The 23,585-nt window shown below is 51.1% G+C and carries 28 protein-coding genes and 1 tRNA gene; 7 read left to right on the top strand and 22 right to left on the bottom strand.

Translation table 11 applies throughout. The features are described 5' to 3' along the window. Positions 1-87: 87 nt before the first annotated feature. The 9 genes from FD37_RS07325 to FD37_RS07365 form a co-directional block, all read right to left on the bottom strand. The gene (locus FD37_RS07325) at positions 88-990 is read right to left on the bottom strand and encodes an SPFH domain-containing protein (RefSeq protein ID WP_045806276.1); all 903 of its coding nucleotides are present in this window, start codon (positions 988-990) and stop codon (positions 88-90) included. A gap of 5 nt (positions 991-995) precedes the next feature. Then, a complete protein-coding gene (locus FD37_RS07330; RefSeq protein ID WP_056964479.1) occupies positions 996-1,199 on the bottom strand; it encodes an NfeD family protein in 204 nt (67 codons plus the stop codon). Positions 1,200-1,363: 164 nt separating this feature from the next. Then, positions 1,364-1,900: a hypothetical protein gene (locus FD37_RS07335; protein ID WP_056964481.1), complete on the bottom strand. Its 537-nt coding sequence runs from the start codon at positions 1,898-1,900 to the stop codon at positions 1,364-1,366. Positions 1,901-2,511: 611 nt separating this feature from the next. Next, on the bottom strand, positions 2,512-3,567 hold the full coding sequence (locus FD37_RS07340; RefSeq protein ID WP_056964482.1) for a zinc-dependent alcohol dehydrogenase family protein: 1,056 nt from the start codon (positions 3,565-3,567) through the stop codon (positions 2,512-2,514). Positions 3,568-3,783: 216 nt separating this feature from the next. Beyond that, positions 3,784-4,314, bottom strand: a complete 531-nt coding sequence (locus FD37_RS07345; RefSeq protein ID WP_056964484.1) for a DUF6933 domain-containing protein — start codon at positions 4,312-4,314, stop codon at positions 3,784-3,786. Between the two features lie 290 nt (positions 4,315-4,604). Next, complete coding sequence (locus tag FD37_RS07350; RefSeq protein WP_056964486.1) at positions 4,605-5,492, bottom strand: hypothetical protein; 888 nt, start codon at positions 5,490-5,492, stop codon at positions 4,605-4,607. Between the two features lie 71 nt (positions 5,493-5,563). Next, positions 5,564-5,635, bottom strand: a tRNA-Arg gene (locus tag FD37_RS07355). Positions 5,636-5,710: 75 nt separating this feature from the next. Beyond that, positions 5,711-7,036 (bottom strand): replication-associated recombination protein A, encoded by a 1,326-nt coding sequence (locus FD37_RS07360; RefSeq protein WP_056964488.1) that lies wholly within the window; start codon positions 7,034-7,036, stop codon positions 5,711-5,713. 36 nt (positions 7,037-7,072) lie between these two features. After that, positions 7,073-7,399: a hypothetical protein gene (locus FD37_RS07365; RefSeq protein WP_045806270.1), complete on the bottom strand. Its 327-nt coding sequence runs from the start codon at positions 7,397-7,399 to the stop codon at positions 7,073-7,075. A 139-nt stretch (positions 7,400-7,538) separates the two neighbouring features. On the opposite strand from FD37_RS07365, the gene FD37_RS07370 reads away from it, so the two are divergent. Both FD37_RS07370 and FD37_RS07375 read left to right on the top strand, forming a co-directional pair. Further along, positions 7,539-7,997 carry a MarR family winged helix-turn-helix transcriptional regulator gene (locus FD37_RS07370; RefSeq protein WP_045806269.1) on the top strand — a complete coding sequence of 153 codons (459 nt, stop codon included), beginning with the start codon at positions 7,539-7,541 and terminating at the stop codon, positions 7,995-7,997. Positions 7,998-8,026: 29 nt separating this feature from the next. Continuing rightward, on the top strand, positions 8,027-8,674 hold the full coding sequence (locus FD37_RS07375; protein ID WP_045806268.1) for an NAD(P)H-hydrate epimerase: 648 nt from the start codon (positions 8,027-8,029) through the stop codon (positions 8,672-8,674). Between the two features lie 385 nt (positions 8,675-9,059). Here the strand turns inward: FD37_RS07375 and FD37_RS07380 are convergent, their stop codons facing one another. The 11 genes from FD37_RS07380 to FD37_RS07425 all read right to left on the bottom strand — a co-directional run bounded on the left by FD37_RS07380 (position 9,060) and on the right by FD37_RS07425 (position 17,783). Then, complete coding sequence (locus FD37_RS07380) at positions 9,060-9,428, bottom strand: YxeA family protein (RefSeq protein WP_056964490.1); 369 nt, start codon at positions 9,426-9,428, stop codon at positions 9,060-9,062. Between the two features lie 582 nt (positions 9,429-10,010). Beyond that, positions 10,011-10,400 (bottom strand): MerR family transcriptional regulator, encoded by a 390-nt coding sequence (locus FD37_RS07385; protein ID WP_045806267.1) that lies wholly within the window; start codon positions 10,398-10,400, stop codon positions 10,011-10,013. Between the two features lie 16 nt (positions 10,401-10,416). Beyond that, on the bottom strand, positions 10,417-11,040 hold the full coding sequence (locus tag FD37_RS07390) for a flavodoxin (RefSeq protein WP_056964493.1): 624 nt from the start codon (positions 11,038-11,040) through the stop codon (positions 10,417-10,419). Between the two features lie 138 nt (positions 11,041-11,178). Beyond that, on the bottom strand, positions 11,179-12,204 hold the full coding sequence (locus FD37_RS07395; protein ID WP_056964495.1) for an alpha/beta hydrolase: 1,026 nt from the start codon (positions 12,202-12,204) through the stop codon (positions 11,179-11,181). 215 nt (positions 12,205-12,419) lie between these two features. Further along, positions 12,420-13,406: an aldo/keto reductase gene (locus FD37_RS07400; protein WP_056964497.1), complete on the bottom strand. Its 987-nt coding sequence runs from the start codon at positions 13,404-13,406 to the stop codon at positions 12,420-12,422. A 97-nt stretch (positions 13,407-13,503) separates the two neighbouring features. Continuing rightward, a complete protein-coding gene (locus FD37_RS07405; protein ID WP_056964499.1) occupies positions 13,504-14,157 on the bottom strand; it encodes an NAD(P)H-binding protein in 654 nt (217 codons plus the stop codon). A 2-nt stretch (positions 14,158-14,159) separates the two neighbouring features. Continuing rightward, the gene (locus tag FD37_RS07410) at positions 14,160-14,732 is read right to left on the bottom strand and encodes a flavodoxin family protein (protein ID WP_056964512.1); all 573 of its coding nucleotides are present in this window, start codon (positions 14,730-14,732) and stop codon (positions 14,160-14,162) included. 140 nt (positions 14,733-14,872) lie between these two features. Continuing rightward, entirely contained in the window at positions 14,873-15,322 is a 450-nt protein-coding gene (locus tag FD37_RS12635; RefSeq protein ID WP_082605153.1) for a flavodoxin family protein, read from the bottom strand. A gap of 25 nt (positions 15,323-15,347) precedes the next feature. Beyond that, the gene (locus FD37_RS07415; RefSeq protein ID WP_045806262.1) at positions 15,348-16,076 is read right to left on the bottom strand and encodes an SDR family oxidoreductase; all 729 of its coding nucleotides are present in this window, start codon (positions 16,074-16,076) and stop codon (positions 15,348-15,350) included. Between the two features lie 36 nt (positions 16,077-16,112). Further along, positions 16,113-17,021, bottom strand: coding sequence for an alpha/beta hydrolase (locus FD37_RS07420; RefSeq protein ID WP_056964501.1), 909 nt, complete (start codon positions 17,019-17,021; stop codon positions 16,113-16,115). A gap of 111 nt (positions 17,022-17,132) precedes the next feature. Further along, entirely contained in the window at positions 17,133-17,783 is a 651-nt protein-coding gene (locus FD37_RS07425; RefSeq protein WP_235807862.1) for a TetR/AcrR family transcriptional regulator, read from the bottom strand. A 675-nt stretch (positions 17,784-18,458) separates the two neighbouring features. On the opposite strand from FD37_RS07425, the gene FD37_RS07430 reads away from it, so the two are divergent. Together FD37_RS07430 and FD37_RS07435 are read left to right on the top strand one after the other, a co-directional pair. Then, positions 18,459-19,010: a M15 family metallopeptidase gene (locus FD37_RS07430; RefSeq protein ID WP_056964502.1), complete on the top strand. Its 552-nt coding sequence runs from the start codon at positions 18,459-18,461 to the stop codon at positions 19,008-19,010. 111 nt (positions 19,011-19,121) lie between these two features. Further along, positions 19,122-20,069 carry a DMT family transporter gene (locus FD37_RS07435; protein ID WP_056964504.1) on the top strand — a complete coding sequence of 316 codons (948 nt, stop codon included), beginning with the start codon at positions 19,122-19,124 and terminating at the stop codon, positions 20,067-20,069. A gap of 49 nt (positions 20,070-20,118) precedes the next feature. Here the strand turns inward: FD37_RS07435 and FD37_RS07440 are convergent, their stop codons facing one another. Further along, the gene (locus tag FD37_RS07440) at positions 20,119-20,613 is read right to left on the bottom strand and encodes a cupin domain-containing protein (protein ID WP_056964506.1); all 495 of its coding nucleotides are present in this window, start codon (positions 20,611-20,613) and stop codon (positions 20,119-20,121) included. Between the two features lie 26 nt (positions 20,614-20,639). Beyond that, the gene (locus FD37_RS07445) at positions 20,640-21,266 is read right to left on the bottom strand and encodes an LVIS_2131 family protein (protein ID WP_045806257.1); all 627 of its coding nucleotides are present in this window, start codon (positions 21,264-21,266) and stop codon (positions 20,640-20,642) included. A gap of 274 nt (positions 21,267-21,540) precedes the next feature. Between FD37_RS07445 and FD37_RS07450 the strand changes: the two genes are divergently transcribed. The 3 genes from FD37_RS07450 to FD37_RS12805 all read left to right on the top strand — a co-directional run bounded on the left by FD37_RS07450 (position 21,541) and on the right by FD37_RS12805 (position 23,495). Continuing rightward, positions 21,541-22,497 (top strand): linear amide C-N hydrolase, encoded by a 957-nt coding sequence (locus tag FD37_RS07450; RefSeq protein ID WP_056964508.1) that lies wholly within the window; start codon positions 21,541-21,543, stop codon positions 22,495-22,497. Between the two features lie 160 nt (positions 22,498-22,657). After that, entirely contained in the window at positions 22,658-23,137 is a 480-nt protein-coding gene (locus FD37_RS07455) for a C40 family peptidase (RefSeq protein ID WP_045806255.1), read from the top strand. A gap of 214 nt (positions 23,138-23,351) precedes the next feature. Further along, positions 23,352-23,495 (top strand): hypothetical protein, encoded by a 144-nt coding sequence (locus FD37_RS12805; protein ID WP_156652730.1) that lies wholly within the window; start codon positions 23,352-23,354, stop codon positions 23,493-23,495. Positions 23,496-23,585: the final 90 nt, after the last annotated feature.

Genomic DNA, 23,585 nt, shown 5'->3' on the forward strand with positions numbered 1-23,585 from the left:
TCTTGCGAGGTTTCGGAATCGTGCCCACCTCGGGAAAATGAAGCCGACAGAACGTTGCGCCAGCCCCCACTTGGTCGCCAGTTTTGGTTATTTCTGTGGCGTCTTAAAAGCCGCGGCCAGGGCCGGAACGGCGCCTAAGCTGTCGATGGCCGTGCTGGGCATGATGACCGTGTTGGTATCACTGTTGGCCAGCTCCTTGAAGGCCGCGATGTTCCGCGAGATGAAATAGTTCGGCGACGAGACGCTCAAGGCCGCGTTCAGCTTGCCGACCCGGTAAGCGTCGGCGTCGGCTTCCGTGTGGATGGCCGTCGCCTTCGCGGTGGCCGAGTTGACCAACGCCGTGTTTTGCGCCTGGTTGGTCGCCAACAAAGCTTTGTTATTGGCCTCGTTTTCCAACGTGATCGACTTGCTCTTCCCTTCGGCCGTGGCAATCGCCGCGTCCCGTTCCCGGGTGGCCTTTAGCAGCTTATTCATCGAGTCCTGGATATCCCGCGACGGGTTGACCGAGTCGATGTTGACCCGGTCGACGTTCAACCCGTAACCGGCTGTGACGTCGGCCAAGCCGGAAAACAGCGCCCGGTTAATCTCTTCGGTCCCGTTTAAGACCTCGTTTAACTCCTTGTTCCCGATGATGCCCCGTAGCGACGCCCGGGTATCCTGGGTCATACTCCGCACGGAATCCTCGTTCTTGAACACGAAGTCCTCGATGTTGGTAACGTGGTACTTCAAGGAAATCTTGACCGAAATCTCGGCGTTATCCTTGGTGATGACCACCTGCTCGTCCAGGTCCACCGGCGTTTGCGCGGTGCTGACCCGGATCACGTGCGAGATAAACGGCGCGATCAGGTGAAACCCCGGGGTCAGGGTCTTGTTGTACTTCCCCAACGTAATGACCACCCCGCGGTCCGGTTGGGTAATGATTTTGACCATGCTCATCAAAAGCAAGACCACGATGATTAACACAAAAACACCAATAATAGCTCCCCACATATTCCCTATTCCTCCTTCAGCGCGACCCGCCGAACCGTCAGTCCATGCTGGTCCGCGCGAATAACCTCGACGCGGTCGCCCACGTGCAGGTCTTCCGCGGCGCGTAACCGGTACAGGATGCCGTAAAACGTGGCCCCACCGGTCAAATCCTCGGTCGATAGCGTGAATTGGCGGCCAATCAGCCGCTGATCTAAGTAGTCCTCTTGCATTGGGCGTGCCCCCTCTAGGTCTGATAATCGCCCCGTTGCCGCAACAACGAGGCTATTAAGATTATGATAGAACAGTTAGAAACCCAATACCAGTCCACGACGCAAAGTTCTTCTAAATTTACCCCAACGGCATCGTTACGAGCACCCAATTTCGGGGCCCCGCACTACCGCGTCGCGTCCTTGACCACCAGCCGTTCCGGCATGCGGCGCACCCGAGCGGCCGCATGCTGGGCATTTAACCGGTGGACGACCCGCTTCAGTGTCGTGCGGTAGACGGTGTAATCCCCGTCGGAATGGACCACGAAGCTCTGGTAGGTCACCCGGTGGCCCTTGAGGGTGAACCAGTTGGGCTCCAGCTTCTTCTCGCTGGTCTGGATGTTGCGGTCCGGCCAAACGGAGTAGCGCCGCGCCCCGTGGACCCGGTCAATCTCCACCTGCCAGCCCGCCTGATAATCGGCGACCTCCTGCCAGCGCATCACGTGGGTGTCGTGGACGGCGTAATCGATCAGCGCCGCGTAAGTCAGTTTGGGCCGCCGGCGAAGTTCTCGCAGGGTCAGAGGCCGCGCCCGTTTAGTCGGCGGCGCCGCTCGCTGGGTCGTGCGGGGGGCCGGCGCCGGCGCGGCAGTGTGACGGTGCCATCCCCAGGCGCCCAGACCGCCCAGCAGGAGGACGCCCGTCATCAGTAATACCCCTTTTTTCATGTGTGCTTCCCTCCCCAATATTCTCCGATTATCCCACAACCGAGCCCGGGCGGCGACAAAATTTTTACTAGTCGTTGACGAGATTGGCGAGATTGGCGCTGCACGCCGGCGAGCAAGATGACCGAGGTGGGCACGACTCCGAAGCCCTGCAAAATACGCAGGTCTCCGGAGCTCGGCCTTGATGTAATCTGGCCCAAAACGCCAGATAACATCAATTTCACCACGGTCATCAAGTCGCCTCTGTTCCGCTCAGATAGTGGAAAAATGACACGAACGGGACTAACTATTCATATGGCGTAATTATCCAATTTCTATCATCCGAGCTACGCATCTTACCAGTTAATCAGAAAACAGTGGCGACACTGACTGACCGCCATATCAAGATTGCTGGAGCGAAGCTGGGCCGGGACCGTGAAATGATGGTAGGCCAACGTTTCTGAGCTGGCTTACCACCAGACCGCCCTTTAAGACCCACGTGCTTTGCGGACTTCAAGTCGCGCCCACGATTGGTACGGTCCGGCTGAGCGGAAGCAATTGGCAGCTTTCGCGTTAGCCATAAAGAATCCCCAGCTCGCAAGTTACACGGGCTGGGGACTCTTTTCACGTTTTATTTAGTCTTCACCGATGCGCAACACGCAGGCCCCCTGCAGGTCACCGCGTTTGACGGTGCGCAGGGCCTCGTCGGCGTGCTCGAAGGCGACCGGCGTAGTAGCCGGCTGGATGTTCAGGCGGTCGGCCAGCGTCAAGAAGGCCTCCCCGTCCCGGCGGGTGTTGCTCTCCACGCTGGTCAGATTCTTTTCGTGGAAGAGGTGGTCCTGATAATTCAAGGATGGAATGTCACTCAGGTGGATCCCCGCCAGCGCCAGGGTGCCGCCCTTATCCAGGTTGGCCAGCTCGTTGGGCACCATGTCCCCGACCGGCGCGAACATGATGGCCGAGTCCAGCTTGACCGGCGACGGATCGTAGGCGCCCTGCGCCGAGGCGGCCCCTAGTTTCAGGCCAAAGGCTTGCGCGTCTTGGCCCCGGGTGAAGATGTGGACCTCGATACCCTGGTCAATGGCGATCTGCGCGGTGATGTGCGCCGACCCGCCAAAGCCATACAGGCCCAGGCGACCACCGGCGGGCACGTTGGCCCGTTCGAAGGCCCGGTAGCCGATGATGCCGGCACACAACAGCGGTGCCGCCGTCACAGACGCGAACCGCTCCGGAATGCGGTAGGCGAACCCCTCGGGCACCGTCACGTATTCGGCGTACCCGCCATCGTGGTCCCACCCGGTATACAGTGAGTGCGGGCAGAGGTTCTCCCGCCCCGACCGGCAGTAACGGCAAACGCCGCAGGTCCAACGCAGCCAGGGAATCCCGATGCGTTCGCCCAACTTAAACCGGCTGGTCTGCGCGCCATTGGCCACGACCTCCCCCACGATTTCATGGCCGGGGGTCACGTGAGCGTGATGCACGGGCAGGTCGCCTTCGCTGACGTGGAGGTCGGTGTGACAGACGCCACACGCCAGCACCCGGACCAGGGTCTCACCCGGTTGCGGCTGGGGCACCGGTTTGGTCACGAAGGCCAGCGGCGCGTGCGGCCCGTCGATGGGCCCCGGCGTCGTCACCTGCCAGGCGCGCATGTTACTGGGTAGATTGGGAACAGCTTCTGGTAATTTTGCCATGTTAAGACTCCTTCGTCTCTAAAACCACCATCACAACGTTACCTCTATTTTAGTCGTCCCCCGCCCAATTGTGCAGTCATTAACGATGAGTTTCACCGGTGAGCAGAAAAAAAGACGGTCCAGAAGACCGTCTCGTCAGTGGTCACGGTTCGGCCACTCCTGCCAAGGGTAAGGTTTAGTATAGCACACGATGCGTCCAGTGGAAAAATAGCCACGCTAGTCCTCCTGCCAAACGAACCGCTGCGGTGCCAAGTCCGCCTTGATCGTTGCCACCTGGTGAGCCGGGCGTTGGCGGCCCAACGGTGGGGTCTGAGCCACCAGCAGAGACATCTCGAGCGTCGAGGTGATGCCCTGGTCCCAGAGAAAGCCCACGTACATCCCCTGTTCGTTCAACCGATGAATCGGACGGTGGTCGCCCGGTTGATTGATCTGCCAGTCTCCCGCGACCTGCCGATAAGTGGTCAGGTCCGCCGGGGCCAACCCGTACTGGGGCCACTGGGTCGCCAGCTGGTCCCAAAAGCGGTCGGCCAACCGCTCAGCCGAGGCGTTGGTCACGTTGAGCACCACGCACAGCGCGCTGGCGTCGTGGTTAAAGAGCACGAACCGCTGCTGGTGATGGGTGATGGCCGTGACGTGCCAGGAAAATAGCGGGTTGCGCCGGGCCGCGCGGTGGGCCGCCTCCACGGACCGCACCACCGGGTAGTCCCGCAACAGATCGCGGCTCTTTTGGGTGACGTTGAGATACATGCCAGTTCCTCCTCATTGTATTTCTATCTCCATTAACCCACGAATCAGCGTCCTGCGCAACCTCTTCCCCAAACGTTCTAAACCTTTAGAACTTGCCATGGCTTTCCCAGTCATATCAAAAATGGGATACAAAGTATGTCCTTACCAGTGCAAGATTCGCTACAATGAACTTGCGAAAAAAGCATTTATCATGTGACGCACTAAAGCCCTCGATTATGGCTGTAGTCGAGGGCTTTAGTGCGTCACCTATCACTTTTTAGTCGGCAAGATAATTTATATCAATCATCTTATCAACGCATACGTTTGATTTTATCCATATACATATAAGTAAAAAATAGATATATTCTTGTTGTGCCAATTGCTTCTATGAGCAACTTTCCCTGGCCTGGATTTTTAATATAATTTGATTCTCGAAAAAATGTTACCCTTCTTTGTGCATCACGATGGCGCGCTCTATACTGATAGATTGCTTTATCTGTTACAAAGAATTTATCATCTGCAAAAATATGTGTACTATCTACATATACTCTACTTTCCTCATTATTCTTAATTACAGCTAAATTATTATATTCAGTTCTCACGAGATGATTATCAGACTCGTTGTCATATTTTGCAAATGGACTATCACCAGTAGCTCTATCTAAAACAACTTTATTTATTTCATCACTAGCAGTTTTATAATACATTGACATTTTCCAATAGTAGATATTATGAGTATCAACAAGAATTGGGGTTGAATCTATTCCTGGAATTAATATAATACGTCTTTCCGATTCTTGTTTTATATTGCCGTCTATATTAAAAACATGTTTTCCTTGAACATCAATATAAATATCCCGTGGATATTTTTCATTTAATACTTGAATTAACAACCAGCTCATGCCGCCACTATCAATCGTTTTAAAACAACTCCATACAGAGTCCCCTTTACTTATTTGAAAACGATTAGATAGCAAAAACAAAGAACGATTATTCTCCATTGTCTTTTTTGACGACCACTTATGTTCACTATTGACCTGAACCGCAACTGCTAAAATTGCCAATACTGTCCCAATAGATCCTACCCAAGTAGCCAGAACATCATCTTGTGGGGCCAAATATTCCATATATTTAGCAAAGAGTAAAACAATCAGTGTCCCAATCATGCCAGATAAAATGAGACCACCATAATTTTTCAACAGTTTTCACCATCCATAAATGTTTATCTCACAAAAAAAACGGTTCACACAAAAATGTGAATCGCCATCAATGCGCCCCCCGAGAGTCGAACTCGGATCATGAGGACCGAAATCTCATGTGCTATCCATTACACTAAGGGCGCCTATCCACTTTCTATTCTAACGCAAAAAGTGGCTGATGCTGATTATTTTAACCGATTATTTGTCCGCACTGCTGGTCATTTCTTGGGATCATGTTCCTGGTGCCAGCGCTTAACGTAGTCCAAGCGCTCCTTGAACAAGTTCTCCCGGCCCTCCTCGGTCGGATGGTAGTATTCGTGGCCAACTAACGAATCGGGCATCGTTTGCATGCTGGTCAACTTATCTGCGGTATCGTGAGCGTATTGGTACCCCTTGCCGTAATCCAGGTCCTTCATCAACTTGGTCGGCGCGTTGCGAATCTGGAGCGGCACCGGCTCGTCGCGGCTGTCCTTGACGTCGGCGTGAGCTCCCAGCCAAGCCTTGTAAATGGCGTTCGACTTGGGTGCCAACGCCAGGTAGGTCACCGCTTCGGTCAGGTGGACGTTGCACTCCGGCATCCCCAGAAACTGGCAGGCCTGAAACACGTTGACCGCCACGTTGAGCGCGTTGGTGTCGGCCAGGCCAATGTCCTCGCTGGCAAAGCGCACCAGCCGCCGCGCGATGTACAGCGGGTCTTCCCCGCCATCGAGCATCCGCGCCAGCCAGTAGATGGCCGCGTTCACGTCGCTATTGCGCATCGACTTGTGCAGCGCCGAGATGATGTTGTAGTGTTCCTCGCCGGTCTTGTCGTACAGGACGAACTTCTGGCTGATCAGCTGCTTCAGGTCGCCCATGGTCACCGTGACCTGGTCGCCCTGCTTATCACCGTTCAAGACCGCCATCTCCAGGGTGTTCAGCGCCGTGCGGGCGTCCCCGTTGGCAAACTCGGCGATGGCCCGCAGCTCGTCGGCACCGATGGTCACCTTGGTCTGAGGAAAGCCGGCCGGATTGGTCAGCGCATTTTGCAGGAGCTGCTCGATGTCGGCGGTGGTCAAGGCCTTCAGCACGAAGACCTTACACCGCGACAGGAGCGCCGAGTTGATCTCAAACGACGGGTTCTCGGTGGTCGCCCCAATCAGGATGATGCTGCCGCGCTCCACGTACGGCAAGAAGGCGTCCTGCTGGGCCTTGTTGAACCGGTGGATTTCGTCGACGAAGACCAGCGTGCGCTCGCCCATCTCCCGGTCGCTTTCGGCCTGTTTCATGATTTTCTTGATCTTACTGATACTGCTGTCGACCGCGCTGAACCGAAGAAATTGCGCCTGGCTCTGGTGAGCGATGATCTCGGCCAACGTGGTCTTGCCCACGCCCGGCGGCCCCCAGAAGATCATCGACGAGATCTGGTCGGACGCGATCAGCTCCCGCAAGATCTTGCCGGCGCCCAACAGGTGGGTCTGCCCGACGAACTCGTCGAGGGTCCGGGGCCGGACCCGACTGGCCAGCGGCGACTGCTGCGGGTTATTGAACAACGATTCCTGTTCCATCTCTACCGTCCCCCTTTCACCGCATCCGACGGGGGACTAGCGGGAGCCCGACGCGTCGATGGCCTGTTCTTCGAGATACTGCTGCGTCTGGTCGGCGTTTTGCCGGAAGTCCGCCACGAAGGACTCACCGTGCGGCTGGACCGTCGCCGTCTGTTGCCCGGTGATGTCCGTTACAATCAGGTTGCCGTCCTGCCAGCTGGCCGTGTCGTAGTGGCCGTCTTCGATCTGGTCCAGGAAGGTCTGGAACGTGTCTAAGACCGCCTGCTGGATGATGCTTTCCTCGGACCGGTCGTCGCCTAACTTCTTGAGTTGGAGCTGGCGCAGTTCGACCTCGTCCATATCGGTTGGAATTTGAATAAACATTCTGGTACCCCCTCTGGTTGGTTATAGAACTAGTTTATCACTTCTCTTATCAGAAAAGCTTGAGACGAATCCTGATTCTTTCCGCCTTTCTGGTGTAAACTATGGGTAAGCGTCTAACACCTAAGGAGGGGCCGCACCGATGGAAGATTACATTCTTGATTTCACCACCAACCTAGCCATCCTCCACCGCCAATTTCAGCGCGACATGAACCAGATTCTGGAGGCCGACCAGGTACCCATCAACATCACCGAATTCTACCTGCTGGTCCTGGTCTCGGAAGCCAGTCCGATCAATCAACGAATGGCCGCGCGGACCATTGCGGTGGACGAAGGGTTGATGACCCGGATGGTCCGGCACCTGGTCACCCTAGCACTCCTGCAAAAAACGGATGATCCGGCCGACCGCCGCAACAAACAACTGACCCTGACGACCAAGGGCCAAACGTTGGTCCGGCAGGCCATCGACGTCTTACACCAGTGGTGGCGCCACGTCACCCCTAGTGATGCGCCGGTCAATTTCCAATTGCTGACCGAACAATTACAAAAATTATCAACCCAAGTTTTAAACTTCGACCATCCCCTGGATGATCTGAACTAATCAGCTATGCCTTCAAGGAGGGATTTCTCATGAGTAAAGCCATTACGATTGCCCAAGCCCAACGCTATGACGCCCACACCATTGACACCGTCGGGATTCCGTCGATGGTCCTGATGGAACGGGCCGCCCTGGCAACCTTCAACAACCTGCTGAATGACGACTACGACCTGAACCGCGTCGTGGTCGTCGCTGCCACGGGAAACAACGGCGGTGACGGGATCGCCGTCGCCCGGTTGCTCAAGATTCGCAACATCGACGTGTCAATCTACCTGCTGGGTAATCCGGATAAGGCGACCGAGCAGACCCAACAACAGCTCAAGATCGCCCGTTACTACCAGATTCCGTTCACCAGTGACCTGAACGACGTGATCAACGCCACGACCATCATCGACGCCATCTTCGGGGTCGGTCTCAGTCGCGACGTCACCGGCGACTTCGCGGCGGCCATCAACGCCATCAATGCGACCGATGCCAGCACCGTGGCCATCGACGTGCCGTCGGGCATCAACGCCGACTCGGGCGCCACGTTAGGCGTGGCGGTGGTGGCCGATTCGACCACCACCATGGCCTATAATAAGGTCGGCCTGCTGACGGTCAACGGCAAGCACCACGCCGGCACCGTCCACGTCGCCGACATCGGCGTCTACGCCCAGGACCACGTGGAATCGATTAAATAATCTAGGTGGACCTGGACAGTGCTTCCGGGCGGTTATTTACACCACGGCAGTTCACCGTATTCTGTTATCCTAGTGGCCGTTTAGCTACTAAGAACCATTGCTTTTCATCTGCTGATTATCAAATATCCCAAGAGTTTGGGACAAGCCCTAATCCTGGAAATATTTATGAGATGGTAATTGCCGATTTCTGGCAACTACCATTTTTTATGGTTTCAAAGTATGTTTGGTAAGGCATCTCAGAGAGCTTCAACAAGTTATTCACCATCAATGAAATGCCAATATCATGGTTACGACAATATCAACCCAAGCTACTTTCTCGCGTTCGGGTCCTCAGAGTATCCCCAGAAAAAAAGCGCCAGTCATTGATACGACTGACGCTACTCACTCACTTGTTTAGCATGATCCCCGTTGGCACCCGGTCGATCAAATGATACTGGGTCACCCCATAATGGCGATTAACGGTCACCCGAACCAGTTGACCCAAACGGAAAGGGCCTGGATTATCGGCATTGGTGGTAAAGGTCACCATTTTACGTTGCCCGGATTGACTTAGTGCTCGACCACGATAAACATGCCCTTTTATTTGATAATTGACCGGTTCAGATAACGGTCGGGTCCCCACCGAATGCTCGATGCGCAGATAATAATGCTGGCCACCATATCGATACAGTGTCCAAGCTCTCCAAGCCAGCAACTCAATCATCACCAAAATGAACGCACAGACCCCTAGGTACTTCCCCAAAAACTTTTCCATCCTTAATCTCCCCTTAAACTTACTCCGGAACGGTTTTAGCCGTCCTAGTTTAAAGCATAGCATTCGGTATAGGCCATTTACTCTATTTGAACGCCTATTTTAACGACTTTTTAAAAACTAATAATCGGCGGGTTCCATCTCGGAAAGGCATTGATAGTTTAATATATGTAAGAGCATAATCAGGCTAGAAATTTGCAATGGCTTAATTACCCGGCGTGATGTTTAGCAAGCTGTGCAGTCCAGGCATCTCAATCACATTCTGAACGTTGAGGTGATATCTTGGTCTGTAACGATATCCCTGCGGATGAGGTTATATGGCGCACGCAATGGCGTTATATCTTGGTGCCCGAGCGGTCAAGGTGTTAGCTGATGCTTCTATCAGCTTTGCCAACATTCAAACGCTGGACCTATGATTAGAATATCTTAAAAGCGTATTTTGTACTTGTCGTTTCTAGTAAAGTAGTTCTGAAGATAATAAAATGTCCCTTCAATGTTTGGCTTTTATGCCAATATTGAAAGGACATTTCAATTTAGTCGTGAGTGATTTTTAAGAAAAATAAAACGCAAGAATGTACTTAGACGTCACTTATCGTCTAATGCTAATTTCTCTTTTTCGTAGTTTAACGTGTGATCCTCGAAGTGATCGATTTTAAATTGGAGATAATTTACGGTCTTTTGAAGTTGGGCAATTTGTTCCAGCATAGCATCACGTTGGTCGACTAAAAGGCTCTTTCGGACTTCGTTAGAGGCATTGCCCTCACGGTATAATTTTACGAATTCAATTAATGACTCAATTGACATACCACCGTTTCGTAAAACCTGAATGTAATAAACCCAATTAAGATCTCGTTCGGAGTAGTCTCGATAGCCACTAGCATTACGCTTAATTTCGGGTAGTAGCCCTATTCGTTCCCAGTAACGTAAAGTATCTTTAGAAACGTTAAATTCTTTACTGACACCATTAATGTTCATACTGATCCTCTCAATTCTATTTTCTGACTAGCTTATTCTTGACTAAGAATTTCCTTAAATGATCATTATTCGTATACCGAATTCCCTTAGCCAGCTTGGCGCCATCTCTGTTAGTCATTTGCCGTAAATATGGCATTGAGCTACTAATTGGTGACGCCATACTGGTAGTGAAAGGAACAATTGTTTTTTGCTTGAAATTTGCCGTGTCAAACAACGTATGAATAATCATTGGTGGTTGTCGCCACCAAGTTGGAAATCCAATATAAATCGTTTTGTATTGAGCTAGATTCGGGAGCTTATTTGCCATTGCCGGATGGGTGTTGGTTGCCAGCTCTTTTTTAGCAACCTTGACTGCTGCATCGTAGGTTGAAGGATAGGCTTTCCGGGGACGAATTCGAATGATATCTGCTCCAGTATCTCGTTGCAGGGCCATCGCAGCCTTTTTAGTATTTCCAGAAAGTGTAAAGTACATAATTAATTGACGGGATTTTCCCGCTGGTTTCTTGTTTATAACCGCATGAGTGCGATTCATACTTGTTTCCCCGCCACTCGAGCTTTTGGCTTTAGAATACCCTCCACCAATTAAGATAACAACCCCTATGAGAATCAAGGCTGTTATGGTGATGGCCAATTTTTTCATAGTTTATCATACTCCTATTTAAGGTACCGACAATTTTATTCATTTGGGTCTTAAAACCAGTTCCACAGCGTTTATTTAAACAAAGGGCCCCAAGGAGTTAGTCCTCGTGACCCTTTGAAAACGATGCTATTTTTGAAATTAGAGCCGGGTACTCAAGAAATCCAACAGCTTGTTGAGCTCTTGTTCGACATATTCTGGCTTCCAATAAGTCTCAATGTGGTGTGCGCCGGGGATTAAGAATAATTCCTTATCCGTCGTACCAGTTGCATTAGCATAGGCTTTTTCGGTCAAGTAGAATGTATCAGCTTGTGATCCCGCCATCATCAATAATGGCACGTTAATCAGATCCATGTTGACAGAAGCATCAAAAGTCATTAAATTCATGAAGCTGCTTTGCGTGTAAACAAACGTTGACTTTGGGTGAGCATGGGTTTGAGCGTAATAATCATAACCTTCACGATATAAATCGTATGGCAGCTTAGCGGCTTCTTCAGGTGTCAATTTCTTTAAGTCGGCCGTGTAGTCAACACCTTCACCACGTACTTCCTTTTCACGGGCTTCAGAGGCCTTCTGCAGTCGTTCCTGGATTGTGTTGGCCTCGGAGTCCATGAATCCATTCCGACGAACTAAACCTGAATTAAACGCAGATAACGTCGCAACAACTTTAAACCGCTTATCGGTTTGCCCGGCACGTAATGTGTAGCCACCACCACCGCAGATTCCAAAGGCAGCCATGCGATCATAATCAACGCCAGGGAACAGTGATAACGCATCCGCCATACCGTGAATATCTTCAACCCGGTATGCTGGATTATCGACCATCCGAGGTGATCCTTCAGAGGCACCTTGGAAAGAAGCATCAGCGGCAATTGCAATATATCCATGTTCAGCTAACCGCTGTGCAAATAGACCGGCAACTTGTTCCTTAACCCCGCCGTTTGGATGCGCGACCGTTAAAGCTGGGTATTTTTTCTTTGGATCATAATCGGCTGGTGTATAGACGTTAGCAGCAATCTTCAAGCCATTTAAGATGTAACTGATTGGGTGAATATTCACTTTACCAGGTTCATTTTTGGTAATGGCATCCTGGTAAACTAATCCCCAGGGGTTATCGTTAATTTTAGGTAAGTCTTCAACAGCAACTTCTTGTAATTTCATCGTCATAATTTTAAATCTCCATTTCGTTAAATAGTTTAGTGATATCTCTTATCTGTGATCAATCATAATCCTTGAAGTGAACTCCAACGCAAGCGCCTTATCGAAATTATTTTAATAAGTTTAAAGCTCAATACTTTGGAGCTGCTCAACAACATGAATACAGAATAAACCTTGGAGCTAACTTCAACGCAAGCAAAATTCACAACTTATTTTGACTTTTTTTATAATCCAGCACGCTTGGCTAATTCAGGGGTATATCGATTGCCAATAATCTGAATTTGATCAGCGGCTTCTGTAATACTAGCTAGTTCGTCAGCGTTAAAGACGATTTTTTCTGCACCCAGATTTTCCTGTAGTCGTGAGAACTTAGTGGTACCAGGAATTGGCACAATCCAGGGTTGCTGTGCTAGCAGCCAAGCCAGCGCAATCTGGGCCGGTGTTGCTTGTTTACCTTCAGCGATTCGCTTCAATAAAGTCACTAGCTTCATGTTGGCTGCCAGAGCATCCTTTTGAAAACGTGGTAACTTTCGGCGGCCGTCGTTTTGAGTAAATTCCGTATCAAGATCTACCTTACCCGTTAAAAAGCCTTTTCCTAACGGGCTAAAAGGAACTAACCCGATACCGAGTTCTTTTAAAGTTGGAATCAGTTCCTTTTCGGGTTCTCGGGTCCAAAGTGAGTACTCACTTTCAACAGCAGTTAACGGCTGAATAGCATTGGCCTTTCGAATCGTTTGAATACCAGCTTCTGATAGCCCCCAGTGCTTGATCTTTCCAGCCTTAATTAGGCGACCCATGGTCTCCGCCACGTCCTCAATTGGTACCTGAGGGTCCACCCGATGCAAGTAATACATGTCGATAGCATCGACCTGTAATCGTTCTAGGGACCCTTCAACCGAAGCTACTAGGCCACGTGGATCACCATCTACTACCTGCTTACCATCAACGATCTTGATGCCACCCTTAGTCGCAATCGTAACTCGGTCATGATAGGTCTTGAAGGCTTTACCTAATAAGCGTTCGTTCGTAAAAGGCCCGTAGACCTCTGCTGTATCAAAGGTTGTTTCGCCTAACTCTACAGCTTGTTGTAACAACCGAATCATGTCCGCTTCAGTTTTTGGTTCGCCATAGGCAAAACTCATACCCATGCACCCCAGGCCAATGGCATCGACAGTCAGTGGACTGGTACTCCCTAGTGTTCTTTTATTCATAAAGGCCCACCCCTTTCAGGCGTATTCATAAATAACGCTTTCCAAATGAGTTTTCAGCGCTATTAATAATCTTCAATATAATCCGTCTTTTAGTCTTTTAATAAACCGGACGAGTTTCCCCTTCAGTGCTCGGATTAGCCATACCAATACTTGTACGGCTATACTTCTTTGGCTCAGCGATAATCTGTAAAACAACGTCTGCAACACTTTGTCGCGAACCAGAGACACCGACATACGCCTCATTCTTACCCGTCACTTGATAATTGATTTCATTTCGATCGTTTAGCCATGGTAAACGAAGAGTCGTGTAATCTAGTCCTGAACCTTCTAGTAAGCGATCTGAGATAATGGCAGGCGCCATTCCATGACTAATCATTTCAGCATTCCAGCGGCCAAATTCTCCACCGACTTCCTGGTAAATCCCCAATACATTTGTAGAGATAACGCGTTGGACATGTTTTGCCTGCATACCCTGGATAACATTATTAGTAATCCGGTTTTGAGGATCATGATCGACGACTCCTACAAAAACCAGGTCCTGATTCTCCATGGCCGTGCTTATCGCCTGTGGATCGGTAATATCGCCTTCAATTAATGTTACACGTGGATTATCCGTGTATTGAGCTAACCGGGACGCATCACGTAAGAATAGAGTTAGGTTGATTTGATCAAATTTTGGTTCATTAAGAATTCGTTGTTCAACAATCCGAGCGATTTGACCATTCGCAGCTAAAATCAATACATTTTTCATTGTTATTTCTCCTCCGTCTGGTGAAGCCATGTCTTAAACTGAGTCGTTGTTTTTTCAATCTCAGTATCTTTTACCGTATAGTCAGATAAAATAGTTGTAGAAACCGGCGTCAGCTTCTGTAAGACTTGTTGCGCCGTGCCGGCACCATATCCCGCATGCGTTGTAAATTCCGCGACCTTTTTGCCGCCCATTTGTTGGCCAAATTGTTTCAGAAATGCTTGCATGGGGTTAGCCAGCGTCATACGCCAAATCGGACTCCCGAATAGTACGAGATCATATTGTGTGAAGTCCGGTAAATCCTCAACGCGTAAGTGAGGTAAAGCCCCCGCTTGTTCTTGATTTGCTCGACTGACCGTGGCCTCATAGTCTGTAGGATAAGGTGTTTTGATCACTAATTCATAACTATCTGCGTGAAGGACAGCCTGTGCAATGCGGGCTTGGTATTCAGTATTTCCACTATGAGAAAAATAGATGACCAATGTTTTAGCATCTTTTGTAATGAAACGGGTTGGAGCTACCGTTAAATTAGTATCTTGGCCATCGGAAACTGCGCCACGCCCTTTAGGTAATTTCATATTCAATCTGATCGACTCCTTTTGCTTTAATCAATAATGAAACTATAAACCTTGGAGTTCACTTCAACGCAAGTGCTAAATCAAATCTTTTTAAATAATGGTGATACAAAAAGGGCTCGGTTATTCACCGGGCCCTTGAATTAGTTGTCTAGAATGGCTGTTACTCGCGAAAAGTTCATACTGTTAGCAGCTACCTTATTAATCACTGTGGGTGAACTTAAATATCGCCGAAGGGTTTGACCACAAGTACCAAACCCGACCATGAACTTATCACTTGTGAAAATAACACGTGCATAGGCGTGCTTTAGTTGTTTCAAAAAGGACACGACTGATCGTGGTAAATCCGCATACCAGATGGGCGATACCAAGATTAATACATCGGCCTTGGGATCTAGAGAAAGCGGCTGGATAGGAACCTCAACATGGTGAAAGCGCTCATGTTTAGCTTGTGCCGTTAATTCGCTGTAGTTCATGGGATAATCCTCAACTGGTATGATTGGAACTGCTGAGGTCCCATAGTGCCTAGCAATATTCTCAGCCAAACGTTTGTTATGACCGCTATTTGAAAAATAAACCACTTGAGTGTTCATTCATACCCACCTCACTGTCTAATAACTACCAGGCGATTTCCCCGGATTCACTGATTAATTGTCCGGAAGGGCCATCGGCTGGTAAGGTCGCTAGTTTGACCACAATTTGGGCACCTTCGGCTACACTACGTGGCGCATTAAATCCATTTAAATCCGTGGCAGTCCACCCTGGATCGGCTGCATTGACCTTAATTGCTGTGCCCTTCAATTCTCTAGCAAACATGACCGTTAACGCGTTAACGCCATTCTTAGAAGCCGCATACGCTGGATTGATGGGTGCCCCCTCGATGGGGTGACTTTGCCAGTTTAGAGATCCGACTGAAGAAGATAAGCTGACGATACGGCCTGCCTTTGCCTTACGAATCAGGGGCAACATAATTTGCGTAACAGCAAAGCTCCCAAAGAAGTTCGTATCAAAGGTCTGACGTAAAACATCTACACTCACGGTACTTGGAAGTTCATCATCCGGCAGTGCGATGCCAGCATTATTTATCAAGACATCTAGTTTTTGATACGTATTGGAAATTTGATCTGCTGCCCGTTGAACTGTTTGCTGGTCAGTGACATCAATCTCTAAAGTATCGGCAACAATGTCTAATGCTTTCAGTTGTTCTACGGCAACTTGGCCCCGTTTTACATTTCGACTCCCAATTAATACGACATATCCTTGCTGGCCTAATTCCTTAGCGGTTTCGAATCCAATACCGCGGTCAGCTCCCGTAATCAGTGCAATTTTTCTAGTTGGCTCTGTCATGGCTAATCAGTCCCTTTCCGTTTTTTATCTTTAAATTTACAGGTTGGCCTTAAAGAAGGCGGCTGCTTTTGCGACTGCTTGGTCGACATATTCCGGCTTGTCATAAAGATCGACGTGGGTCGCACCTTCAATCGTAAACAATTCCTTATTCTTAGAAGCTGCCTTTTCGAGTAAATCTTCTGAGAAGCGTAGCGTGTCAGCGTTTGTACCGGCAATCATCAGAATAGGTTGGGTCAAGTATTTGTCAGCAAACATGAACGTTGAAAAGTCTGTCATCTTGTCAATCGACATCATTGATACTTGGTTCGTTGAACGTGGGTGTTGACCACGAGGCGTCCGATAGTACTCATGAGCCTCTTCCAAGGTATTTGGCATACCAGCCGTTACTTCTTCTGGAACAAACGTCCCATAGATTGGGTCGGCGCCATTAGCTTCACGCGTCCGTTGATTTGATGCCTCTTCCAACAAAGCCAATTGGGTTTCAACTGGTGTTTTACCGTCAAAACCGTCACGAATCCATGATGCAGGATCACTCATACTAGCGACCGCAACTGCTTTGATTCGCCGATCCGTCATAGCCGTGTGCATGGAATAACCAGCACCAGCGCAGACACCAAATTGGCCAATTCGTTCGTTATCGACGTAAGGCAATGTGGTTAAATAGTCGATGGCGCATTTGATATCTTCCACCCGTTCGTAAGGGGCTTCCAACTGACGTGGCGTACCGCCACTTTCACCTTGATGTGACGTATCAAAAGCTAGTGCGATGAATCCGTATTTGGCGAGTCGTGAACCATAGTTGGTTGCAATCTGTTCCTTAACGGCACCAGCAGGTGAAGCAACTGGGAAAGCTGCGTATTGTTGGGTCTCATCAAAATCATCAGGAAAGAAGAGGATTCCGGCCATTTCATGTTCATTGTTCTTAAAAGTTACTTTCTTTTGCATCATAATTTCTCCATTCTGTTGGTTAGCTATATTATTGGCGAGAAAAAGATTGTCGCAGACAGTTCCTATAATAATCGAATGAACGTTCATTATAGTGGTAAAAGGAAAGTGCTATTTTTTAATAGCACTCCAAGCTAGTTCAATCAAAGACTTAATCCGTACGTCAGTAAACTCAAATTCTCCTCTAAAATAACGTTTTGCTGCTTCAGTAATCGGCGGTTCAATGTAGGCAAACAAAACATCATCGTCTACGTTTTTAAAAACTCCTTCCTGCCGTCCTCTTTTTACAAGTTGATACATCGGTGTAAAATAATTATTGGCTTCCTGATCATCTAATTCACTCATATAAGGTGAATTAGTGAACTGCTGCAGAAATAAGAAGGCTTCCTTATTTTCCCGAATATAATCAATATAATTACGAATCACTTTGGCAAGACTGGCTTTAATGTCCATTCCATCGGTGTCTGCAAACATTTTAGCACCCATTTTTTGTTTGGTATCGAGGTATAACTTCTTCAACATATCGTCTTTATTTTCAAAATACACATAGATCGTTGAAGGAGAAACACCCGCGTGCTTCGCAATTTTTGACATCGGTGTTGCTGAAAAGCCGTCTTTATTTAAGAGAAGAATAGTCGCCTGATAGATAGCCTCTTTTTTGCTGTTATCTTTATATCGCATGTTTGTATAATAAACGGTCATTCGATTATAGTCAACCCTAAAGTTCAACTTTTTTGTTGACTCGATCTTTTTGACTGTCATAACTTTACTTTCGTTAGACAAGTAAAGTTATAACAACAGCAGATTTCATTGGGCGAACGATATTGACATTTTAATATACGCAAGGGCATAATCAGTCCAGGCATCTCAACCACATTCTGAACGTTGAGGTGATATTTTGGTCTGTAACGATATCCCTGCGGATGAGATTATATGGCGCACGCAATGGCGTTATATCTTGGTGCCCGAGCGGTCAAAGTGTTAGCTGATGCCTCTATCATCTTTGCCAAGGCTTATCGGGTAATTAAAAAAAGCTAACCAATAAAGGTTAGCTTTCACCCAATACCGCACTGAACTTGCGAACTTGTGGCGACCGTCCGACCGGTCGTCACTTTTTATATACTGGAGTGTACGATAGAATTTAGCTGTAATCAAGCCAAATGGATGCCATCGATTTGTTGTAGCCGATTGAAACACCCACTCTCTTTTGATCATGCTCAGGTTTGATGGGTGTTTTGGTCCTCACCACATCTACGTCTCCCCTTCAATTTTCGTGTATCCTAGGAGACGTATTCACGAATTCAACAACCGCTTTCGCCCATTATCCCCGACTCGTTTTGCCACTTACTAGCCTTTTATGCCCCCAGTCGGAACCCTATTCGTTGTCCCCACCGGCACTTCCCGGTATACTGGAAGCACTTACACAGGAGGTGCCCCATGTCTGACAAAACTGGCTTTACCAACATCCAAACGCTGGACCCCAGCCTCTTGGTGGACCTGCGTTACGCCACGACCAACAACTTTACCCACCAAGTCGTTTACGACTTCACCACCGCCATCGCCCGCACCGGGACCGCCGAGAAGCTGGCCGCCGCGAGCGCCTGGCTGCGGCCCCAAGGTTACCGTCTCAAAATCTGGGACGCCTACCGGCCGGTGAGCGCCCAGGAACGGCTCTTCGAGGTCTACCCCGACCCCAGCTTCGTGGCCAAGCCCAACCCGAACTTCTCCCACCAAAAGGGCGTCACGTTCGACCTGACACTGTGCGACCTGGCCGGCAACGAACTCGAGATGCAGACGGCCTTCGACGACTTTTCCGCCAACGCCCACCGGGACGCTCCGCGGACGCCGGTACAGGAAGCCCACTACCGCCTGCTCGACCAGGCGATGACCCAGGCCGGCTTCGTCGGGTACGTCAACGAATGGTGGGATTACCGCGACGCCGAGATGGACGATTACCAGCCCCGCGCGGCGGACCCGAACGACTATTGAGATAATCCTCAGGGAGGTTGTCAACCAGTCGCCGAATTCGTGAGCTTATTTTACCCATTGCCCCCACAAATAGTGTTTACTTAGTGTAAAGCACTTTGAGGGGGCAATTTTGTGTTTGCAATCGTTATCGGGGTCGCCATCGGCATTGGCCTCCCCATCCAAACCAGTATCAATTCTCGCTTGCGACGTTCCGTGGGGACGCCGTTTCTGGCCTCGCTGATTTCCTTTACCATCGGGACCCTCTTTTTGGCCGCGACCACGCTGGCCATCGACCACCAACTGTTCTTTAATCCCCACCTCTTCCGCACCCAGCCCGCCTGGCTCTGGATCGGTGGGGTCTTCGGGGTACTCTACCTGACGGCCAACATCCTGATGTTCCCCAAGCTCGGCAGCGTCCAGACCGTCATCCTGCCGGTCTTCGGCCAGATTCTGATGGGCCTGTTGATCGACAACTTCGGCTGGTTCGCCGCCAAGACCAGTCCGCTCACACTGGTCCGATTGGTGGGCGCGCTGCTGGTGGTCGTCGGGGTCGTGGTCACCGTGGCGGTCAGCTCCTGGCTGCTAGAGCGGCGGACCTATGAGGCCACCGACAAACCCGCCGGGCGCACGACCGGCCTGTGGTTCTGGCGTGTCCTCGGGGTCGGCGTCGGCATGTTGAGTGCCGCGCAATCGGCGATCAACGGCCACCTGGGCAAGGTCCTGGCCTCGTCGCTCAACGCGGCGTTCATCTCGTTTTTCGTCGGCACCCTGGCCCTGATTCTGCTGAACCTGGTCCTGCATCCCCGGCTTCAGCTGAGCCGGCCCGAGGGGAAACCCAATCCCTGGTGGATGTGGCTGGGCGGCATCATCGGCGCCCTGTTCGTCCTTGGCAACGTCTACCTGGTGCCCATCGTGGGAACCGGCCTGACCGTGGTCATCGTCCTGGTCGGCCTGATGACTGGGAGCCTGCTGATCGACCACTTCGGTTGGCTGGGCAGCCAGCGCAACCCGATCACCCCGGTCCAACTGGTGGGGCTGGTCATCATGATTGCCGGCGTCGCCCTGATTCATTTGGCTTAAACGCAAAAATCGTCCGGAACAGCGCTGACTGCTCCGGACGATTTTTTGATTATTTGGTTTTAAACGCCAGCCGCTCGATGGCCGGGCCGTACTGCGGGTACTTGGCCAGCAACTCGGCCTGGGTGAACAGCTCGAAGTCCTGGTAGTCGAACCCGGGCGCGACCACACAGCTGACCAGCCCGCAATCCGCCGTGTCCGCGACCTCCGAGGCGAAGATGGTCCCCTGGCGTACGCAGAACTGCGGCACCTGACCGGCCGCGAGGTCCATCCCCAGCGTCACGGTCTGATACGTCCCGTCGGCGTTGATGCAGTGGACCGTCACCGGGTCGCCCGCGTGGTAGAACCACAGTTCATCGTGGTTCAGCCGGTGAAAGTGCGAGGGGTGCCCCGCCGCGAGGAGAAACAGGATCGACGTGTAGCGGTACCGCTGCCCGTGACTCTCCAGGGCGAAGTAGCGGTCGTCACTATGGTAAGTTTCCTTGAACCAACCGCCTTCCGGGTGGGGCGTCAACCCCAGGCGGGTAATGTAATCGTCGCGTTGCATGGCACCATCCTCCGATCGTGGGTGCGTTACTTCTGAACCATAAAGGAGTGATCCGGAATCCGGATCAGCGTGAAGCGGTTGGCCAACCGGCCGGCGTGTAACCCAATGCCGTTCACGAAGTTCTTCTTATAGGTGGTCTCGATGACGCCGACCCAGGCTTTCTGGTGGCGGCTGTCGTACTTCTTGACCTGCTGACGGTTCCAATGGTAGGCCGAGGCCGGCAGGTTGATGGGGTCCTTACCAGACGAGACCGTGGCCGCCGTACTGTCGACCTTGTAGCGTTCGCCCTCCGTCAGGTAGGTGTACTGCTGGATGGGCTTTTGCCCCTCGCCGTTCTCCACCTCGACGTAGTAGGACGAGCCGTTACTGGCGCCCGTGTTCAGGACCAGCGGATCGTAGCGCGTGGTCTGCGTGATCCGGTTGCCCAGCTGGTTCACGTTCTGGAAGAAGGTCGTGTAGCTCATGCCCCCGAAGAAGGCCAGCCAGACCACCAATTCGATCGTTGAAATGGTCAAGTTACGCCACGAAAAGCTCCGTCCTTCCTTCACAATTAAGTGTAACCGACGAACCCGCATGTCGTGGGTCATCCAGATCAGGGTGATCAAGACCAGTAGCCACAGGACCATCCCAACCAAATTCCAAGTTGATTTCATAGCGCTTTTCCCTTCCAAATCTTGCCCGTTACCGGGTGCTTCTCGTGGGCCCGGGACCAACGTCCTCACGCCGGCTTGGCCACCACCGAATGGGTGGTCAAACCGGGTCCCCCTCGGCCCACACATTTCTCATTACCCTTTAGCTTACGAGATTCATTCCCCGAATACAAGCACCAACCGACACAAATTCCACTATAATAGGGGGTAACCACTGCCAACGGGCGCCCGGCGTCAGCCCACACCCGGCCCGACAGCTTTTCGAGGAGGCTTTCCCATGTGCACCAGTCTGACCTATACTTCCGGTTCTCTGCACCATTTTTTTGCCCGCACCATGGATTTTCCCACCACCACGCCCTGGCGCCCGGTCTTTTTACCCCGGCACTACCGCTGGCAAACCGCCCTGCAGGAGACCCGGACCACCCGCTACGCCCTGCTGGGAGGCGGCCGCATCGCTGCCGACCGGCCCGCGTACCTGTTAGCCGATGGCGTAAATGAAACCGGTATCACTTGCGCCGAGCTGTACTTACCCGGCGCCGTCACGTATGCTGAAACCCCGGTCGCCGGTCACATCAACCTGACCCCGCAGGACTTCATCAACTGGGTCTTGGGCGAACACGCCACGTTGGCCGCCGTGCAGGCCGACCTGCCCCGCGTGACCCTGGTCAACCAGCGCTGGGGCAACGACCGGTACGTGTACCCCTTCCACTGGGTCCTCAGTGATCGGCAGGGACACAATCTGGTCATCGAACCGACCGACCTGACCCTGCACGCCCAGGACAACCCCAGCCAGGTGCTGACCAACACGCCGGTCCTGGCCCAACACGTCCAGAACCTGAACGCCTTCCTTGCCGTCCCCGGTGAGCACTTCACGACCCAAACGGTGCGGGCGGCCCGCGCCTACCTGGCCAGCGGTCGCCCGTTACCGGAGGGCCCCGTGCCGACCAACCGGTTCATCCACACGGCGATCACCCGTTGGGGCCAACCGACCGCGCCCACGACCGCCGACGCCGTGCAGACGATCTTCGACTGGCTGGCGGCCGTGCGCCTGCCCTACGACCCGGCAAGACGCCACGAACGGAACCATAATTACACCCATTACATGGGAATTATCGATATTGACACACAAACTTACTATTTTTTGCCGCGAACCACCGGCCGTTTGCAACAAATCGTCCTAACGCCCGAAAAGGCGGTAGACCGGCATCTTCCACACGCTTATCCTTCCGATTAACCCGTTATTTTACAACGTTATCATTAGCTTTAATGCGATTGATAATGCTTTGAGACATTTCTGTAACAACTCCCTGATAGTATTAAACACATCGATTACGAGATATGAAAAATCAAGTTGTTAAAAATACGAGCCAATATTAAGGAGTTTGTTTACTTTTATGAAGAAGACGTTTGTTAAAATTGTGATGTCCCTGGTTGCCACGGTTGCTTTTGCCGTTACCGGTGTTCAACTGAGCCAAACGACGGCCAATGCCGACTCGACCATGTCCTACAGCAAGATCCAAAAGGTTGCCAAGGCGCAATTAGGTAAGCCTTATGGCTGGGGCGCTACGGGTCCTTCCCGCTTCGACTGCTCTGGTTTTACCAGTTACGTGTACAAGAAGGCCGCTAGCAAGAAGATTCCCCGCACGGCCCAAGCACAGTACAACAAGTACAAGCACGTCAGCTACAAGAACATCAAGAAGGGTGACCTGGTCTTCTTCGGTGGTAGCAAGCGTTCCATCTCTCACGTTGGGTTATACGTGGGGAACGGTAAGATGATCGATTCCCAAAACCGCGGTGTCGTGACCGAAGCCGTTCACGCCCCATGGTGGCACGCCGTTGGTTACGCCCGCGTCGGTAACGTCGTGGTTGACTAACCCGTCCTCATAAAATAAAACAAAACGAACAACTTGGAGCCCTCCCACCATCGGCGTGCGGAGGGTTTTTGTGTGCCGTCAGGGTCGCTTTCAAAATACAATCGATTACATTGAAAGGAACGCCATTTATTTTCATTTAGGCGTTCAATTCCCCGGATAACTCTGCTATGATGGGAGCCGAACGAAAAACCACGTTATAGGAGAGCCCGGAACCATGCTTGCTAAAATCACAAAATCCATTTTGACCCCCGTCGCTTGGCAGGGCGTTGCCAGTTTCTTCGCCACGGCGGTCATCGTCGCCCTGGGAATCGTCGGCGTCGGTATCATCGCCCTGGTCGTCTTAACCCAGTGGCTCTAACGCCAGCCACACCAAAACACGTCACCATCTCCTTATGAAGTGAACCCCATAAGTTGGAGTGAATTTCTACGCCACTAACTGGCTGGTATG

The organism is Levilactobacillus spicheri DSM 15429 (genome assembly GCF_001435095.1).
Classification (GTDB): Bacteria; Bacillota; Bacilli; order Lactobacillales; family Lactobacillaceae; genus Levilactobacillus; species Levilactobacillus spicheri.

Bases quoted from the DNA above. Each gene is read 5' to 3' on its own strand.
- FD37_RS07390 (WP_056964493.1), bottom strand. From the start codon at position 11,040: ATGAAAAAATTGGCCATCACCATAACAGCCTTGATTCTCATAGGGGTT.
- FD37_RS12635 (WP_082605153.1), bottom strand. From the start codon at position 15,322: ATGAACACTCAAGTGGTTTATTTTTCAAATAGCGGTCATAACAAACGT.
- FD37_RS07455 (WP_045806255.1), top strand. From the start codon at position 22,658: ATGAAGAAGACGTTTGTTAAAATTGTGATGTCCCTGGTTGCCACGGTT.
- FD37_RS07425 (WP_235807862.1), bottom strand. From the start codon at position 17,783: ATGACAGTCAAAAAGATCGAGTCAACAAAAAAGTTGAACTTTAGGGTT.
- FD37_RS07450 (WP_056964508.1), top strand. From the start codon at position 21,541: ATGTGCACCAGTCTGACCTATACTTCCGGTTCTCTGCACCATTTTTTT.
- FD37_RS07360 (WP_056964488.1), bottom strand. From the start codon at position 7,036: ATGGAACAGGAATCGTTGTTCAATAACCCGCAGCAGTCGCCGCTGGCC.
- FD37_RS07335 (WP_056964481.1), bottom strand. From the start codon at position 1,900: ATGAAAAAAGGGGTATTACTGATGACGGGCGTCCTCCTGCTGGGCGGT.
- FD37_RS07415 (WP_045806262.1), bottom strand. From the start codon at position 16,076: ATGACAGAGCCAACTAGAAAAATTGCACTGATTACGGGAGCTGACCGC.
- FD37_RS07385 (WP_045806267.1), bottom strand. From the start codon at position 10,400: ATGAACATTAATGGTGTCAGTAAAGAATTTAACGTTTCTAAAGATACT.
- FD37_RS07420 (WP_056964501.1), bottom strand. From the start codon at position 17,021: ATGCAAAAGAAAGTAACTTTTAAGAACAATGAACATGAAATGGCCGGA.
- FD37_RS07330 (WP_056964479.1), bottom strand. From the start codon at position 1,199: ATGCAAGAGGACTACTTAGATCAGCGGCTGATTGGCCGCCAATTCACG.
- FD37_RS07365 (WP_045806270.1), bottom strand. From the start codon at position 7,399: ATGTTTATTCAAATTCCAACCGATATGGACGAGGTCGAACTGCGCCAG.
- FD37_RS07370 (WP_045806269.1), top strand. From the start codon at position 7,539: ATGGAAGATTACATTCTTGATTTCACCACCAACCTAGCCATCCTCCAC.
- FD37_RS07405 (WP_056964499.1), bottom strand. From the start codon at position 14,157: ATGAAAAATGTATTGATTTTAGCTGCGAATGGTCAAATCGCTCGGATT.
- FD37_RS07395 (WP_056964495.1), bottom strand. From the start codon at position 12,204: ATGACGATGAAATTACAAGAAGTTGCTGTTGAAGACTTACCTAAAATT.
- FD37_RS07440 (WP_056964506.1), bottom strand. From the start codon at position 20,613: ATGCAACGCGACGATTACATTACCCGCCTGGGGTTGACGCCCCACCCG.
- FD37_RS07340 (WP_056964482.1), bottom strand. From the start codon at position 3,567: ATGGCAAAATTACCAGAAGCTGTTCCCAATCTACCCAGTAACATGCGC.
- FD37_RS07345 (WP_056964484.1), bottom strand. From the start codon at position 4,314: ATGTATCTCAACGTCACCCAAAAGAGCCGCGATCTGTTGCGGGACTAC.
- FD37_RS12805 (WP_156652730.1), top strand. From the start codon at position 23,352: ATGCTTGCTAAAATCACAAAATCCATTTTGACCCCCGTCGCTTGGCAG.
- FD37_RS07410 (WP_056964512.1), bottom strand. From the start codon at position 14,732: ATGAAATTACCTAAAGGGCGTGGCGCAGTTTCCGATGGCCAAGATACT.
- FD37_RS07400 (WP_056964497.1), bottom strand. From the start codon at position 13,406: ATGAATAAAAGAACACTAGGGAGTACCAGTCCACTGACTGTCGATGCC.
- FD37_RS07445 (WP_045806257.1), bottom strand. From the start codon at position 21,266: ATGAAATCAACTTGGAATTTGGTTGGGATGGTCCTGTGGCTACTGGTC.
- FD37_RS07375 (WP_045806268.1), top strand. From the start codon at position 8,027: ATGAGTAAAGCCATTACGATTGCCCAAGCCCAACGCTATGACGCCCAC.
- FD37_RS07380 (WP_056964490.1), bottom strand. From the start codon at position 9,428: ATGGAAAAGTTTTTGGGGAAGTACCTAGGGGTCTGTGCGTTCATTTTG.
- FD37_RS07430 (WP_056964502.1), top strand. From the start codon at position 18,459: ATGTCTGACAAAACTGGCTTTACCAACATCCAAACGCTGGACCCCAGC.
- FD37_RS07325 (WP_045806276.1), bottom strand. From the start codon at position 990: ATGTGGGGAGCTATTATTGGTGTTTTTGTGTTAATCATCGTGGTCTTG.